The 16,435-nt window shown below is 50.7% G+C and carries 14 protein-coding genes; 10 read left to right on the top strand and 4 right to left on the bottom strand.

All coding sequences use genetic code 11. From position 1 onward, the window contains the following. The first annotated feature begins 172 nt into the window (after positions 1-172). The 4 genes from IC617_RS00225 to IC617_RS00210 all read left to right on the top strand — a co-directional run bounded on the left by IC617_RS00225 (position 173) and on the right by IC617_RS00210 (position 5,273). Positions 173-1,126, top strand: coding sequence for a response regulator (locus IC617_RS00225; protein WP_191142979.1), 954 nt, complete (start codon positions 173-175; stop codon positions 1,124-1,126). A 401-nt stretch (positions 1,127-1,527) separates the two neighbouring features. Further along, positions 1,528-3,552 (top strand): methyl-accepting chemotaxis protein, encoded by a 2,025-nt coding sequence (locus tag IC617_RS00220; protein WP_191142978.1) that lies wholly within the window; start codon positions 1,528-1,530, stop codon positions 3,550-3,552. A 124-nt stretch (positions 3,553-3,676) separates the two neighbouring features. Next, positions 3,677-4,396 carry a Cache 3/Cache 2 fusion domain-containing protein gene (locus IC617_RS00215; RefSeq protein WP_191142977.1) on the top strand — a complete coding sequence of 240 codons (720 nt, stop codon included), beginning with the start codon at positions 3,677-3,679 and terminating at the stop codon, positions 4,394-4,396. Between the two features lie 67 nt (positions 4,397-4,463). Further along, entirely contained in the window at positions 4,464-5,273 is an 810-nt protein-coding gene (locus IC617_RS00210; RefSeq protein ID WP_191142976.1) for a hypothetical protein, read from the top strand. A 32-nt stretch (positions 5,274-5,305) separates the two neighbouring features. Here the strand turns inward: IC617_RS00210 and IC617_RS00205 are convergent, their stop codons facing one another. Together IC617_RS00205 and mnmL are read right to left on the bottom strand one after the other, a co-directional pair. Continuing rightward, on the bottom strand, positions 5,306-6,715 hold the full coding sequence (locus IC617_RS00205) for a DEAD/DEAH box helicase (RefSeq protein ID WP_191142975.1): 1,410 nt from the start codon (positions 6,713-6,715) through the stop codon (positions 5,306-5,308). 143 nt (positions 6,716-6,858) lie between these two features. Continuing rightward, positions 6,859-7,785, bottom strand: coding sequence for a tRNA modification radical SAM protein MnmL/YtqA (gene mnmL, locus IC617_RS00200; protein WP_191142974.1), 927 nt, complete (start codon positions 7,783-7,785; stop codon positions 6,859-6,861). A gap of 260 nt (positions 7,786-8,045) precedes the next feature. Here mnmL and IC617_RS00195 point away from each other — a divergent pair, with 260 nt between their 5' ends. The 4 genes from IC617_RS00195 to IC617_RS00180 all read left to right on the top strand — a co-directional run bounded on the left by IC617_RS00195 (position 8,046) and on the right by IC617_RS00180 (position 13,263). After that, positions 8,046-10,400 carry a beta-galactosidase gene (locus tag IC617_RS00195; protein ID WP_224745690.1) on the top strand — a complete coding sequence of 785 codons (2,355 nt, stop codon included), beginning with the start codon at positions 8,046-8,048 and terminating at the stop codon, positions 10,398-10,400. Positions 10,401-10,499: 99 nt separating this feature from the next. Next, entirely contained in the window at positions 10,500-10,757 is a 258-nt protein-coding gene (nrtS, locus tag IC617_RS00190) for a nitrate/nitrite transporter NrtS (protein WP_191142973.1), read from the top strand. 105 nt (positions 10,758-10,862) lie between these two features. Further along, positions 10,863-11,870 carry a CDF family Co(II)/Ni(II) efflux transporter DmeF gene (gene dmeF / locus IC617_RS00185; RefSeq protein ID WP_191142972.1) on the top strand — a complete coding sequence of 336 codons (1,008 nt, stop codon included), beginning with the start codon at positions 10,863-10,865 and terminating at the stop codon, positions 11,868-11,870. A gap of 103 nt (positions 11,871-11,973) precedes the next feature. Next, positions 11,974-13,263 (top strand): metal-dependent hydrolase family protein, encoded by a 1,290-nt coding sequence (locus tag IC617_RS00180; RefSeq protein ID WP_191142971.1) that lies wholly within the window; start codon positions 11,974-11,976, stop codon positions 13,261-13,263. A 78-nt stretch (positions 13,264-13,341) separates the two neighbouring features. On the opposite strand, the gene IC617_RS00175 is transcribed toward IC617_RS00180, so the two are convergent. Further along, the gene (locus tag IC617_RS00175) at positions 13,342-13,938 is read right to left on the bottom strand and encodes a Fic/DOC family protein (protein WP_191142970.1); all 597 of its coding nucleotides are present in this window, start codon (positions 13,936-13,938) and stop codon (positions 13,342-13,344) included. A gap of 360 nt (positions 13,939-14,298) precedes the next feature. Then, complete coding sequence (locus tag IC617_RS00170) at positions 14,299-15,357, bottom strand: metal-dependent hydrolase (RefSeq protein WP_191142969.1); 1,059 nt, start codon at positions 15,355-15,357, stop codon at positions 14,299-14,301. Positions 15,358-15,548: 191 nt separating this feature from the next. Here IC617_RS00170 and IC617_RS00165 point away from each other — a divergent pair, with 191 nt between their 5' ends. Then, positions 15,549-15,839 (top strand): YciI family protein, encoded by a 291-nt coding sequence (locus IC617_RS00165; protein WP_191142968.1) that lies wholly within the window; start codon positions 15,549-15,551, stop codon positions 15,837-15,839. Between the two features lie 72 nt (positions 15,840-15,911). Next, entirely contained in the window at positions 15,912-16,412 is a 501-nt protein-coding gene (locus tag IC617_RS00160; RefSeq protein WP_191142967.1) for a DUF2059 domain-containing protein, read from the top strand. The last annotated feature ends 23 nt before the right edge of the window (positions 16,413-16,435 follow it).

Below are 16,435 nucleotides of genomic sequence, written 5' to 3'. Positions count from 1 at the left end.
TGGCCCGGTCACAATGAGTGTTGGCTCGCTTCCAGTCGCTAAAAAACTGTAGTGCATCTCTCACTGTTGCAATCCTCAAATTGCTCCTTGCTAATCTATTCAATAAGTTAGGCTCTCCTATGTTGCTTGTTCCTAGGGTTCAGGCCGTTGTATTTCCTGCTGGTGAGTCGCTATGTCCGTTGAAACACTCCATAAAGTCATCCTCCATCCGTTCATTCAAGAGTCCCTTGCCAGCTTAAAGGCGATGACAGGTCTCGATGGCTATGCTGGCGATCCCTTTATTGATCAAGTGGAGGATTTTCGCTTTAAAGGCTATGCGGTTTGCTCTGATATGACCGGCCAGCTCGATGGCGTGGTGCTGATGCATCATTACGAAGAAACGGCAGTTGCTGTCGGACAGGCGGTACAGCAGGCGCTGGTTGGTGAGTGCAATATTAATGGCGAGCTGGACGAAGACTTGATTGCCGCATTGGCGGAGTGGGGCAATACCATTGTTGGCCGAGCGACGCATATGCTGCAAAAACACAATCTCGGCTTTGAGTTTGCCAGCCCCCATGTGGCGTTGGATCTGCAAGATATGGGGCCGTATTTACGTGGCGTGAAAGAAATTGTCACGGTACCGGTGCATATTGAAGATGCAGGCCGTTATTACTTCAACTTGCTGGTTCGCGATGCCAATCGCGAGGCTAAGCTCGATCCGGTTGATAATGTCTCTGACGCCTATCTGATCGCCCCGCCAGCTAGCGGCACGCCTGTTGCCAAAGATGCTTTGATCATGAGTGTTGATGACAGTTCGTTGATTCGGCGGGCAATGCACCGGCTGCTAACCGAAATGGGCTACAGCAATATCATTACTGCCGATGATGGCGACAGTGCCATTGAGACCATGAAAAAACACCAGCCTGACTTTATCTTCATGGATGTGGTGATGAAACGCCTTAACGGCGATGATGCGCTAGCACAAATGCGTGAGCTAGGAGTGAAAACACCGGTGGTGATGCTCTCGTCAGTGACCGACAGCAATACCGTCGAGCGTTGTAAGGCGCTGGGTGCCCATGGCTTTGTGTTCAAACCTCTGAATGCTGACACCGGCAAACAACTACTCAGCGCTTATTTGGTGGTGTGATGCCAAACCATGGCCAAATGGATAAGTACGTCTTGGCAGCGCCATCGATTTTTGTGCGCTGCGGTGCAAAAAAGCGCCTTTTTTCGCTGTGTTAGATGTGGTTATTTTGACCAGTGAAATAAGTTATTGATTCATATAAGGTTTTGGTCTTACCAGTTAATTTGTTGATTTATAAGATAAAATTATATCTGTCTGGCCGTGGATATAATTTTTGTCATAAATGTAATCATTTTGTTTCATCACTTTGTTCTGGCGCAATATCCGAGGAATTGTCTGTTGTAGCATCCGCTAACGATCGTTTGCTTAAGCGAGAGTGATTGCTATACCTATTTATGTTGGCTTCGCTCTGAGCGGAGCAACCGTCAACATGGATTGGTATTATTTAACGGAGTGTATTCAGGATGATTTCTTTGTTTCGTAGGATGCGAATTGGTCGTCAGATCCAACTGACGACGGTCATATTAATTCTTTCTGCATTTGTTTTAACCGCTTGGTTTGTCTATCAGCAAGCGGCCAAATTATTGCTCGATAATCTCTTAGCTGCCCAGCAAAGTCAGGTCAATGCCCTTGCTCAGTCTGTCGAGGGGCGTTATCAGTCGACCTTGGATGTGGTCAAAAACCAATTGCATATCTGGCGCGACTACCGCCTGCAAAGCCTGCAGTCGTCAGGTCAAACCGAGCAAATCAATGGCTTCACTGTGCCGCAATTGTTGCTTGATGGCCGACCGGTGAGTGAAAGCGTTTTGCTGGTCGATCAATTCCGTCAGCGCACCGGCAGTCATGCCACTATCTTCGTGCGCCAAGGTAATGATTTCTTGCGAGTTGCCACGTCGTTGAAAAAACGCGATGGCAATCGTGCTACTGGCACCATGCTCGGCACCAATCATCCGGGCTATCGTGATCTTATCGCGGGCAAAGCCTTCAACAATACCGTGACCTTATTTGGCGAGCGCTATTTGGCCTACTACATGCCGCTGATGGAAAATGGTCGGGTCTATGCCATTGCATTCGCTGGGATGCCATTGAGCGCGGTGATGAGCGATATCTTCGCTTCGCTAGGGCAAGTGGTTTGGGGTAAGACCGGCTATAGCATGGTGGTCGATCGCAGCGATGGCGAATTGCTCTTTCACCCGAAAAACAGTTTGGTTGGCACCAGCATGTTGACGCTTAAAGCCAGCGACGGCTCGCTGCCATTTGCCGATCTACTGGCGCAGCAGCAAGGTGTCATTCAATATCCTTGGCTCCATAACGGCATTGATGCCCAAAAAGCCGTCGCCTATGCCACTATCGAACAGTGGAATTGGGTACTGTTGGGCGGCACATTTGTTGAAGAAATTACCGCGCAAAGCAAAGTGTTGCTCGGTGATATCGCTTTGATTGCACTGTTTGCCGTAGTGCTGACGGTCGGCTTGCTGACCCTGATCCTCAACCGTACCTTGTCGCCGCTAGCGAACCTTACCGCCCGAGTGGGTGATTTTGGGCGCGGCAACATCAGCCAGAAGATTGCCGATGTTGAACATAATTCTCGCAACGAAATCCATCATCTTGCCGGAGGCTTGGCCAACATGGGCAGCAATTTGCTCGATATGGTCAAGCAACTGCGCAACTCCGGTGGCCAACTTGAGAATACCGCTCAACACCTTGAGGATGTCGCAGGCGACAGTCGCTCGCAGTTGGCGGAGCTCGATCTGCAAACTAATCAGCTGGCTACTGCCATTGAAGAAGTGTCAGCTTCTGCCAGCTCGGTCGCCGAGCAAGCGGAATCGATTGCCGCACAGGTACAAGGCGCTGAATCAGAAACTGCTGACAGTGCCGATGCGATCGGCCATATGGTGTCAGAGATGAGTGAGTTGGGAGACGATTTGGCCAGTTCATCGCAAGCGATTCAGGCAGTGGCGGGATTCAGTGCCAGAATTCAGGACGTTACCAAGCTGATTGATGATATTGCTGAGCAAACCAATCTGCTGGCCCTCAATGCTGCCATTGAAGCGGCTCGTGCCGGTGAACATGGCCGCGGTTTTGCGGTGGTCGCCGATGAAGTCAGGCAGCTGGCGCACCGCACGCAAAACTCGGTGCAAGAGGTGATCGCCAGTGTTGAGCAACTACAACAAACCAGTGACAATGCCGTATCGACAATGGAAGCGAGCCGCCTTAAAGGCGAGAAAGTGCGAGCAACGGCCGATAACACCGGCGAGGCAATTGCCCAGCTCAGTCAGCAGATCAGTCGTATTTCTGAGATGACCCAGAGTATTGCAGCAACAGCGGAGCAGCAGGCTCATGTTAGTCATGAGCTGGCCGCAGGCGTCACCCAAGTGCGAGAACTAAGTGCCAAGAATCTTGCTGGCTCAGAGCAAACGGTTGGCCATGCCCAGTCGGTGTCGGCCGAGGCCCGTTCGCTGAATCAGCAAGTGGCGTTTTTCTCATAAGATGAATGTTAAGCGCAGTGCGCGCTTGTTGCATTTTTGTTGTTTTAAAGCAAAAAAACTGTGGCTGTGACTCGTTAGCATAGTGCCATTGGTGCCGAGAGGCGTTTTGGGCTTGTGGCGAGTCATGGTTCAGCAACTACTTCAACTGTCGAGTGTTCAGCAATTAAAGTTAGCGATTATGTCGCTGATCATGCTGTTTACTGCTGCCACCACCGCCATGGTGTTTGATCAGTTTTATCATCTCGATGATGAGACTGAAGTCGGCGCCGCTTGTCCGGTTGAGCAGCCAACGCAGCTCAATGGCTCAATGGAGTATGGCGCGACGCTAGATCGGGTCCGCCAACAATTGCAGGGTTGGCGCGAGCACGAGTTGATCAATTTATCGGCCACACAACGACGCGAGCTGGTTGACGGCGTTGAGGTTAATCAATTACTGGTCAACGGCGTGCCGGTCAGTGCCAACCTCGAAATGGTTGATCGCTTCCTCGAAAAAACCGGCAGTCATGCCACCGTGTTTGTTCGTGAAGGGCGTGATTTTGTTCGCGTGGCCACCACCCTGAGCCGCGATGATGGCTCTAGAGCTGTCGGTTCGTTTTTGGGTCATCAGCACGCCGGTTATCGTAACCTGATGGCTGGTAACGAATTTTCCAATCGCGTGACGTTATTCGGCGACAGCTATATCGCCTGTTATTTCCCTCTGATGAAAAACGGCGAAGTGTATGCCGTTATTTTCGCCGGCTTACCGATGGAATCTGTGGTGCAGGACATATTCGCGCCACTTGAGGACATGGGCCTCGGCCAAATCGACGAGCATAAAAAAGCCGACATTTTGCGGCTGATGTAGTCGCAATTCCGCATCCTTCCTTTATCTTTATTCAACAACTCACTCAATCATCTTGGGGAATGTTGACATGACAAGCGTGACCGCATTACTGCAGCGTTTAGATCAGCTCGCAGAATCGTTGCAACAGCGTGCTGATGCCATTGCATTGCTGGGACTTGGCTCGGTTGGCACCGAGCGGGAGCGACTCGACCCGTTTTCCGATCTGGACTTTTTCGTGATTGCTGCGCCTGGCGGTAAGCGCACCTTGCTCGATGATTTAACTTGGTTATCCGGCCCTGCGCCGCTGGCATTTCACTTCTTTAATACCGCGGATGGTTGCAAGGCGCTGTATGACGATGGCGTGTTTTGCGAATTTGCCGTGTTCGAGATGGCGGAGTTAGCGGACATTGCCTTTGCTGCTGGCCAAGTTATCTGGGCACGCCCCGAAGTCGACACGACACAACTTAATCCAAGGCCCGACAAGTCAGGGGCTGCGGCGAACAATGGCTCTGATGAATGGCTGATTGGTGAGGCGCTGACTAATTTGCTGGTTGGCATGCAGCGCGATCTGCGTGGCGAAACCTTATCGGCGATGCGGTTCATCCAGCACTATGCCGTCGATCGGGTGCTTGATTTAGTCGAGCGCCATGACTCTGCGCCACAATCCGGAGCACTGAGTGAGCGTGACGCCTTTAGCATTGAGCGCCGCTTTGAAATGCGCCACCTGCACTCAGCGCTATGGCTGGCAGGGATGATTCAGGGATACCAGTCGAATGCTCAATCGGCGTTGGCAGTGCTCAGCTATTTGCAAAGCAATTATGCCGTCAATAGCGCCATTGCCAACGAGATTAATCAGTTGTGCTTGCGCGCTCTCGATAACCCCGATATTAGCGACTAAGTCCGCACCACTGCGCCTGCCGGCGGCTGAAATTATTGTGCCGCTGGTTTGTTTGGGCGGCGACGCGGACGGCGCGGTTGATTGCCATCACTGGTGCCGGCGCGACGACGATTGCCATTCGGTCGATTTTTGTTGTTGCCGTTTTGACCTTTACCGTTTTTACCTTGACTACTTGGGCCGTTGCCGGAACGCGACGGTGTGTGGCGTTCGCCTTGGCTCGGCTGATGGCTGTCGCCAGTTTTATTGGCTTTCGGTTTCTTCGGTTTTTTCGGCTTCTTCGGTGGTTTTAGTTTCGATTCCGGTAGCGGGTGGACCGGCTCGAATTCCGCCAGTGGCTTGCGCTCAATAAGCTTTTGAGTGAGCTGCTCAATGTCACTCAATTGCTTGAATTCATCCGCGCAAACTAAGGACACTGCTTGGCCGTTGGCTCCGGCACGGCCGGTTCGGCCAATACGGTGGACATAATCTTCGGCGACGTTCGGTAAATCGAAGTTCACCACTTGCGGCAGCTGATCGATATCCAAGCCGCGGGCGGCAATGTCGGTTGCCACCAAGGCTCGAACGGCTCCAGATTTAAAGTCGGCCAACGCTTTGGTCCGAGCCCCTTGGCTTTTGTTGCCATGAATCGCGGCGGCTTCAATACCGCGGCCTTCCAAATGCTTTGTCAGCCGGTTGGCACCGTGTTTGGTGCGGGTAAAAATCAGCACTTGCTGCCAGTTATTGGACTTGATGAGCTTGGAAAGAACCGCTGATTTCTTGCTCTTATCGACCGGATGGAGCCATTGCTCAACCGTTGTTGCTGTGCTGTTCCTTGGCGTTACTGAAATTTCCACTGGATTTCTCACCAAGCCCTTGGCGAGCAGGCGGATCTCATCGGAAAAAGTCGCGGAAAACAGTAGGTTTTGCCGTTTTGCAGGTAGCAGCGCGAGGATCTTTTTGATGTCGTGGATAAAGCCCATGTCCAGCATGCGGTCGGCTTCATCAAGCACCAGCACTTCCAATTGGCTGAACTTCACCGCATTTTGCTGATATAAATCCAGCAAGCGGCCTGGCGTTGCCACCAGTACATCAATGCCTTTGCGCAGCCGCATCATCTGCGGATTAATGCCCACGCCGCCAAACACTTCGGTGTTCGATAGAGGCAGCTTTTTACCATAGGTGGTGACGCTGTCGCTGACCTGTGCAGCCAGTTCACGGGTTGGAGTCAGCACCAAGGCGCGAATATGATTGGGCTTGGCGCGCTGACCTTTGGCCAGATTGTGCAAAATCGGCAAGGTAAACCCAGCTGTTTTTCCGGTGCCAGTTTGCGCCGCCGCCATTACGTCGTGGCCCGCTAACACAGCTGGAATAGCTTGCGCCTGAATTGGCGACGGCGTTTGGTAGCCCGCTTCGGCCACCGCGTCTAACAGCGCTTGATGGAGTTCCAGTTCGCTAAATTGCATGATAACGGCTCACTTGTGCTTGGCAGCTGTCTGGCTGCACGGAATGTTGACTCGAAATGTCTACAGATTAGTGTAGTGCCCGATAGGGGGCCGGGAAGGATACAGTAAGTGCTTGCTCAGTGCGAATTTACCGACATAAACCGCTATTGGGGTTGATAAGGTGAGCTGGTGAGGCTGCCCTGCGCCCCTTGTTCACTGAGACGCTGCAGAATGTGGCGCGGTGCCAACCATTTGTCCTGACACCAATCCGGTGCCAGTAATGTCGGTGGTCGCGCATGAGCGCTGATCCGATGAAACACCACATCGGCTGGTGTCATGCGGATTAACTGAGCGGCAGTGTCGGCATATTCATCAAGGCCAATCACGGGCTGTCGCCCCGCTTGCCAAGCTTTGGCCATGGTGCTGCCGGTGACAATATGCAGCGGATGTAGTTTCAAACCATCCACGCCAGCTTCCAGCACTTGCTCAAGGCTTTGCTCAGCATGACTTTGAGTTTCGCCGGGAAGCCCCATAATCAAATGGCAGCACACTTTTAACCCCAAAACTCTGGCTCGTTTCACTGCATCGGCATAGGCACTGAAATCATGGCCGCGATTAATTCGTTTTAACGTATTGGTATGGGCGGTTTGCAAGCCTAACTCCAACCACACTTCTTGGCCCTGTTGTTGATAGCTGGCCAATAGTTGCAGTACTTCGTCGGGTACGCAGTCTGGGCGAGTACCGACGCTTAGGCCAATCACATCCTGCTCTTGCAGTGCCGCGTTATAGAGGCGACGCAGCTGTTCAACTTCACCATAGGTACTGGTGTAGGCCTGAAAATAGGCCAAATAGGCATCGGCTTTGCGAGTTAGTTCGCGGCGACGTTGCTCTAATTGCACCGATATTTTTTGGCCATTGGCTTGCTCATCCACAAATGATGAGACGTTGCAGAACGTACAGCCGCCGCGGCCCAAGGTGCCGTCGCGATTGGGGCAAGTAAAACTACCGTGAAGCGAAAGCTTACGGATCTTGCGGCCCCAAGTTTGTTTCAGGTAACGGCCAAAGGTGAAGTAGTACTGGTCTGCTTGCATGGGGCGGCATTGTATGGAGAGTGACCAAACTGGGCTTGTTGTGGATCAAGTCGCCATCGATTGGCGGCATAACTTCAAGCCATGATAGTTCGTCGCCTGATTAAATCTTGTTCGGTTAAAAAGTGTTGGCTATATCAAAAAATGGCATGACCAATCCAGCAATTTGCTCTGATTGACTTGATTGGTTCAGTGAATCCGCCACTATGTTGTTTTTGTTTTATTGTTAACAGTAGTCAATATTGTTTGAAGGATACTGACCGATGGACCTACCCCAGAAAAGCCGAATGAGAGATATTTTTAGCCGTACGGCGGTTTCATCAAGCGTCATTGCCGCTTTGTTGCTCAGTGGTTGTGCGCCAGAATCCACGCCCTCGCAGCCGTCTAGCCAAGAGGCAGCTGAATCAAGCAATCTGCTGGTTACTGTTGATGACTTTAATGCGCCGAATCTCAATTCAAATTGGCAATTGAATCATGCCCAAGCCGAATTGGTGACCGATCAAAGCCAAGCCAGTAATCGACAATTGGCTATTACCTTGCAGGCGGCGACCCATAAAGAGGCAGGATTTAGCTGGCTGCCGCCACAACCACAAGACTGGTCTGGCGAAGCCAATCGTGCGCTGTATATGGGTATTGCCAATCCGCAATCGCGCAGTGTGCATATCTTTGGCCAAGTGCGCGATGCCAATGGTGGCGTTCATACCCGCAGCATTGCTATTCCGGCACAATCAAATAGTCGCTATTACATTGAGTTGCAAGGTCAGGATTTGGCGGTGGAATCGGGCATTCGCTCCAATCCACCAAGTTGGCCTAGTGATGATGTGGCGTTTATCTGGCGTTGGGGCCAGAAGCAACTCGATTTGTCGCAAATCAGCGAAGTTCGCTTTTGGGTGCAAGGCATTGCGGGTGATCGCCAACTATTGATTGATGATGTGGAACTGCTACTAACGCCCAAAGCCGATCCTGACTATCTGGTGGCTATCATCGACCGTTATGGCCAAAACGCCAAACGTGAATTTGATGGCAAGATCCATAGTGATGAGCAATTAGTCGAGTTAGGCAAAGCGGAACGCGCCGCTTTGCGGACCACGCCACTTGCGGGCCGCTCACGCTTTGGTGGTTGGGCCGATGGCCCCCAGCTAAAAGCGACGGGTTATTTCCGCACTGAAAAGGTTGACGGTAAGTGGGCATTGGTTGATCCCGACGGTCACTTGTTCTTCTCCACTGGCATTGCCAATGTGCGATTAGCCAATACCTCAACCATTACCGGATATGACTTTGATCGCAGCAGCATTACCGATGCGCAAGGGGTGACACCGGAGGACTCTCTAGGCCTTAACCCTGTGCCGCCAAGTATTCGCCACACTCGCTATGAAAGTTCGGCCATCAGAAGCCAAATGTTTCAGTGGTTACCAAGTTATGATGACCCGCTCGGCAATCATTTTGGTTACCGTCGCTCAGTTCACTCCGGTGCGGTAGAAAAGGGCGAAACCTATAGCTTCTATCGGGCGAACTTGGAACGTAAGTATGGCGAATCCAGCCCTGAGTCATTTATGGATGACTGGCGCGAAGTCACTGTCAATCGCATGCTCGATTGGGGCTTTACCTCATTCGGTAACTGGATTGACCCAAGTTTCTATCAGCTCAATAAAATCCCTTATTTCGCCAATGGCTGGATCATTGGTGATTTCAAAACCGTGAGTAGCGGCAACGACTATTGGAGTCCGCTGCCAGACCCGTTTGATCCATTATTCGCCGAACGAGCGAAAGCGACCATTGAAGTGGTTGCAGCTGAAGTGCAAAACAACCCGTGGTGTGTGGGCGTGTTTATCGACAACGAAAAGAGCTGGGGTGCGATGGGTTCGGTCGACAGCCAGTTTGGTGTGGTGATCAACACTCTAGCGCGCGCTGCCGAGGAGAGCCCGACCAAGGCGGAGTTCGTTAAGCTAATGCAGGCAAAGTACCAGACCATTGAGCAGCTCAATGACAGCTGGCAAATCAATTTGGCCTCTTGGGATGAGTTTGCCGGCGGCGTTGAGCTAAACCAATTCAATGCCGCGCAGGAGCAAGATTTCAGTCTGATGCTTGAGCACTATGCAAGTGCTTACTTCGCTGTTGTTGCTGATACCTTGGATGACTATCTGCCGAACCACATGTACATGGGCGTGCGGTTTGCCGATTGGGGAATGACGCCTGAAATCCGCCGCGCTGCGGCTAAGCACGTCGATGTGATGAGTTACAACTACTACAAAGAAGTGCTGCACCCTGATCACTGGACCTTCCTTGATGAGTTGGACATGCCGAGCATTATTGGTGAGTTCCACATGGGCGGAATGGATGCGGGTGTATTTAATCCGGGCTTAGTTCATGCTTGGTCGCAACATGACCGTGGCCAAATGTTTGTCGATTACATGCACACTGTGATTGATAATCCGTACTTCGTTGGTGCTCATTGGTTTCAGTACACCGACTCTCCGGTCAGCGGGCGAGCCTACGATGGCGAAAACTATAATGTTGGATTTGTCAGCGTCACCGACACGCCTTACAAACCGCTGGTTGATGCAGCTCGCGCAGTCAATGAAAGCTTGTATCAACGACGTTTCGGCGAGTTAAAATAGCTGCGAGCAGCGAGTACGCTGCCACTGATGCAAGGTGGTAGCGTTGTTCACTGATTGTCATTTCGTGGTTTAATAACCCGAGGCTCATTAGATTGGGGAATGACAACAGTGGTCAAGTTGGTGATGACGGCCATGCGGCCTTCGATTGTGGCAACCGCAGTAAAAGTGTCACTGGTTGTTGGTTCGTTGCTTGTTGTGATTAATCATGGTCCAGCAATTCTGAGTGGTCACGTATACTTAGGCCAGCTCTGGCAAGTGTTGTTGACTTACCTCGTGCCCTATTGTGTGTCCAGTTATTCCGCGGCGAAAGCGGTGTTGGCGGCAGAAGAAAAATCAAATCGTTTCATTTCTAAGTAAATTAGATCTTGGTCACATACTGATCCTGGATTAATATCTCCTCTCAATCGTTAAATTTTTGTAGCGCTGATTTTGTTTGAGCGCCATCTAGCGGATAGTTAGCCCATGCATACAGAAGATCTGAGTCCTTGGCTTCACGACCATAGCTTTGACCAGCAAAAAAAGCGGTCAGGCGAAACAAGGACTTTGATCGTCATTGCCATTACTGCGGTGATGATGGTGGTAGAGATCTCCACCGGCATTCTGTTTGGCTCAATGGCGCTGCTGGCCGATGGTCTGCACATGGGCTCTCATGCTGCTGCCCTCTCTATTACCGCGTTTGCCTATATTTATGCTCGTCGCCACGCCGCTGATAGCCGCTTTTCATTTGGCACCGGCAAGGTCAATGCGTTGGGCGGTTTTGCCAGCGCTATTTTATTGGCTATTTTCGCCCTTATGATGGCGTGGGAAAGTATCGACCGGCTGATTAATCCAACCCAAATTCACTTTAACGAAGCGATAATCGTTGCTGTGGTTGGTCTGTTGGTCAACGGTATTTGCGTGTGGATTTTGGGTAAAGATGGTCATGACCACCATCACCATCATGATAGTCATGGTCATCACGATCATCATCATCACGAACACCAACATGACCATGATGACCACAGCCACAAGCACGATCACAACCTCAAATCGGCCTACTTACACGTTATGGCAGATGCGCTGACTTCGATTTTGGCGATTGTCGCGCTGTTCGCTGCCAAATGGTTCGGCCTAGTGTGGATGGACCCTGTCATGGGGATCATTGGCGCGCTGCTGGTGGCGTGGTGGTCAGTTGGTTTGATTCGAGCAACCAGTTCGGTGCTGCTTGATTGTCAGGGCGATAAATTGTTGCGCGAGCAAATTCGCCAAGGCATTGAAGAAGTGGACGATGCTCGGGTGGCAGACCTTCACTTGTGGCTGATTGGCCCCAATCGCTATGCGTTGGTATTGGCTATTGTGGTTCACGATCCGTTGCCCCCTCAGGTCTACAAGGACCGCCTACCCAAGCATCCCGCTTTGGTTCATGTCTCTATTGAGGTCAATCGCTGTCTTGGCGATAGCCGACAACAACTCTACGAAACAATGATTTAGCGAGCCGCCGCGCAAAACTGCAGCGGCTGGCATTACAAGTTTGTCCATTCAGCCTATTTAGCGCTAGTCTGACAGAGAATTCTCTAACAGATGGAATGTGGCTATGCGTGCGATCGCAATTGTGCTGGCACTACTGGCAAATGTAGTGTGGGCAGACAACTATTTGATTCATGCCGGAACATTAATCGATGGCACTGGGGAGCGCCCTCAACGAGAGGTGTCGATCCGCATCGAAGGCAATCGAATCACGGCGGTCGAGCGTGGCTACCAGAGCCCAACCGACGATGAGCAGCTATTGGATCTCAAAGACAAGACGGTATTACCGGGCTTGATGGACATGCATACTCATTTGTCGGGCATTATCAGCCGCTCCTTTTACCGTGAACAATTTGTCATGAATCCGCCCGACTATGCTTTTCGCTCGGTCGGTTATGCTAAAGATACCCTGATGGCGGGCTTCACCACAGTGCGTGATTTAGGCGATTTCTCGCCAGGCCTAACCACCAGTTTGCGCGACGCCATCAACAAGGGCTGGGTCATCGGCCCAAGGGTTTACACCGCCGGCAAAAGCATTGCGACAACGGGGGGACATGCTGATCCAACCAATGGTCGTAATTTTGCGTTGCAGGGCGACCCCGGACCAAAGCAAGGGGTGATCAATGGCCCCGAGGATGCCTATAAAGCGATTCGCCAACGTTATAAAAACGGTGTTGATGTGATTAAGTTGACCGTCACTGGCGGTGTACTGAGTCTCGCCAAAAGTGGTGAAAATCCGCAATTTACCGACGCTGAGCTCGAAGCGATTATGGCAGCAGCGAAGGACTATAACTTTGTTGTGGCTGTTCATGCTCACGGTGCAGAAGGAATGAAGCGCGCGATTCGAGCTGGTGTCGATTCCGTCGAGCACGGCACCTACATGGACAAAGAAGCGATGAAGCTGATGCGCAAGCATGGCACTTGGTATGTGCCAACCATTACCGCAGGCAAATGGGTGGCCGAAAAAGCCGCCATTGACGGTTACTATCCACCAGTCGTGCAGCCCAAAGCTGCGGCTGTTGGGCCACAGATTCAAGATACCTTCGCCAAAGCCTATCGCAACAAAATTAAGATTGCCTACGGCACCGATGCTGGGGTGTTCCCCCACGGCCTGAATGCGCGCGAGTTTAGCTACATGGTGGAAGCTGGCATGCCAGCCATGGCTGCAATAGAGAGCGCAACACTCAACGCAGCCAAGCTACTTCGAATCGATGATCAATTAGGCTCGGTGGAAGCGGGCAAGCTGGCGGATCTGGTGGCTGTCGACGGCGACCCGCTGGAGCAAATCAAGTTGTTGGAAAACGTCACTTTCGTGATGAAAGATGGCGAGATCTACAAATCAGAAGGGTTGGAGTAAGTTGGCGCAAGAGCCCCTTGGGCTCTTGCGGCTATGGCCCTCAGGGCTACTAATCAGTTTCTGTATTTGATCTGAAAGTCAGTCGAGTTCGGATATCGCTTCAGAAAATATGTTTTCTAGCGGCTTCAAATTACCGTAAAAGCCATGCACATTGGCCTCAACCCATTTCTCTTTCGAAATGTCTGGCCATATGACCGACAAGCCAAGCGTAAACGCTAACTCCTCAAAGAAGAATCGCTGAGCACGGCCGTTACCTTCTCTAAATGGATGGATAACATTGAGCTCGCAAAACAATTCTGCAAGCAATTTTATTTGCTCCGAGGTGCTAGTCAGGTTAACTAGCAAGGGAATTTGAGAGAGTAGTTTTGAGGCATTTTTTTCAATTAATTGGCAATTACAAAACCGAGTTTCGCCTTTAGAAATATCGACAGTTCGAATATTGCCTGCCCATGTGTACAGATCTTGAAAGAGGTGGTGATGTAGTTTTTGTAGATGTGCTAAATCGAAGTCTTCTAGGGCTAAACCTTGTGACTCGTAGGCTTCGTATCGGGCGAGAGAGAATGCAGCTTCAGCTTCTGATAGTTCGGTCGGGTCAGTTATATTGAGCAAGTTAATCAGAACATCTGAGCCTTGATAGCAGTAATGATCCTGCTCAACACCATACTTATCGGGCATACTTGAGCTTTAGCTCACTAATCGATTTGCCGACGTTATCACTACGCACTTGGATACCTTCATATTGAAGACTTATTTTGAAGTTAGCTGGCTTCGTGGTAAATCTTCGCTCCACGACTTTGTCGCTTTTAGTCGCTGTTCTGGCCATATTTTGTCTCCTACCTGCAAGCGATTATAAGTGATCCCAATCAGCGACGCTAATCGTCTTATGAACTGGAGTCAAACAACTCGCTTGCACTTTGCGCGGAAAGGATACGATTCAACTTGATTCAATTCCCTTAACTGACTCGGGGGAAATTTGGGCCGTGATCAAGCTCGCTGTGGATTGTAAATCTGCGTATTTGTAATGCATCCCCTGCTTTATTCGGTGAACTCTGCGCCTTGTTGTTGAATAAATTCGTGGGGCGATAGTTGGGTTTGACTGCGCATTCGCAGCCACACCCAACTTAGCTGATCGCGCCGAGGCCTCTGTGTGGTCAATTGCTCAGAACGCACCGGTTGCCACTCTTGCTGCTCTGACGGACGTTCGGCGACAACAAAGCGAAATGGCATCACGGGTTCAACCCCCAAACGCAAGTCGGTCACCACCAGTTGATTGTCGATAGCGTCGACTTGATAAAAACCGTGGGTGAACCATGCTAGGCGTTGGACATCAGCCATCTGCGCTCCTTGATCGTGATGCAACGGCTGCTGGCGGCTTAAACTGAGCGTTTTGTCATCATCAAACACGCTAACATAGGCGCTATACCAATAGTTATTGTCGACCGCAACGATGCGCCACAAAGCGATGTTAAACGGAGTTGGACTGACGAATATTCGGCCTTCGATGTGCTGCGCTGTCATTGCCGCTGCGGCTTTCTGCTGAACGTATTTGGACAAACCAAAGCCAGCCGCCAAATAGCTGCTGGCAATGATGAATCCGATAAGGTTGCTGCCATAGCCACGAACAGGTGAATGCCGCTTGCGCCGAGACATAGCAACAATTGCCCCGATCAACAGTGGCAAGGTGTAAAGCGGATCAATGATAAATATGCTCGACCAAGAGGTGGGCGGCGGCGCTAGCGGCCACCACAGCTGGGTGCCATAACTGGTAAACGAATCGAGCAATGGATGGGTGATAAGCCCCAGCCAAATCAGCAGCATGGTCCTTGGCCAACTGAGCGAATGTTGGCGCCATTTCGCCCAGCGCTGGCATAGCCAAGCAAGTATTGGCGTGATAGCGGTTAGGACAAACAATGAGTGACTGAAACCACGGTGACGGGTGACATTATCAACGGCGTTGTCGTATTGGATTAGTACGTCTAAATCGGGCAAGGTGCCGAGGCCAGCGCCAATTAGGTAAGCGCGCCAACCCAACTGTTTGTGAGCAACCAGACCGCCAACTGCGGCGCCAAGGGCGATTTGAGTGACTGAATCCAATGTTTTATTCCTATCCGCAAAGCAAAAAAGCTAACCACAAACTAAAGACCATTGTATGTGGCATAAATTCCCAATTGAACACTTGTTCAGCGCCAGCACCAAGCAAACGCTCGTTGATGGCCGAGGGAAAAGGTGACTAGTTTGCAAATGCTGCTATGTTCTTTCGAGCCCCTTACCAAAAAGGAGTTGCTTTGTTTATTGTTTCTATAACCTATTGCAAGCCTCTAGAAGAGGTGGATAGATTGATACCACAGCACATCGCTTTTTTAGATGAGCAATACCGGTTGGGCCACTTTCAACTGTCCGGACGGAAAGAGCCGCGGACCGGCGGGGTCATTCTCGCAACCGTAAAGGGTAAAGCTGATTTAGAACAAATTCTTGCTCAAGACCCGTTTTATCGTGAGCAGCTTGCCAGTTATGAGATAACCGAAATGGTACCCTCTAAGTCTTCTGAAGCGTTGAAGTTTTTGCTCGAACTATAGGCGTATCCTGCGCAAAACCAATTGCGGCTAGGTTTGTCGCAAAAGAACACATCATATTCTCAAGGAATGAAAATGAAAAAATCGATAATTTTGTTATTCACGTTGTTGTTGTCACTCAATGTCCATGCAAGTGACAAAGCCTCAGCCGAATCCGTCGAGCGGCTAATGGAGCTTACTGAAGTCCCTAAAATGATGGATGCCATGCATGCGCAAATGACCACTATTTTTAGTGGCATGTCGAAGCAGCTAGAGCTGACCGAAGAACAACAACCGGCGTTCGATAAATACATGCGTAAATTAGCGAATTTGCTGCAAGAAGAGATGAGTTGGGACAAGCTAAGATCGCCGATGATCGAAATTTATGCCAACCGCTTTACTGAGGAAGAGATTCAAGGATTAATTACATTTTACGAGTCTGACATTGGCCAAAGCACAGTGAAAAAGATGCCATTGATCATGCAGGACTCGGCCGCAATTTCTCAGCAGCTCATGATGAACTTCATTCCTAAAGTGAAGCAATTAGCGCAAGAAATGCAAAATGATTTGGCCAGCAGTAAGCAAGTAGCGGGTTGATTCAGTTTAGCCACTGTCGCATA

This window comes from Neiella litorisoli (assembly GCF_014773395.1).
Classification (GTDB): Bacteria; Pseudomonadota; Gammaproteobacteria; order Enterobacterales; family Neiellaceae; genus Neiella; species Neiella litorisoli.
This window is presented reverse-complemented; position numbering and strand designations above follow the sequence as displayed.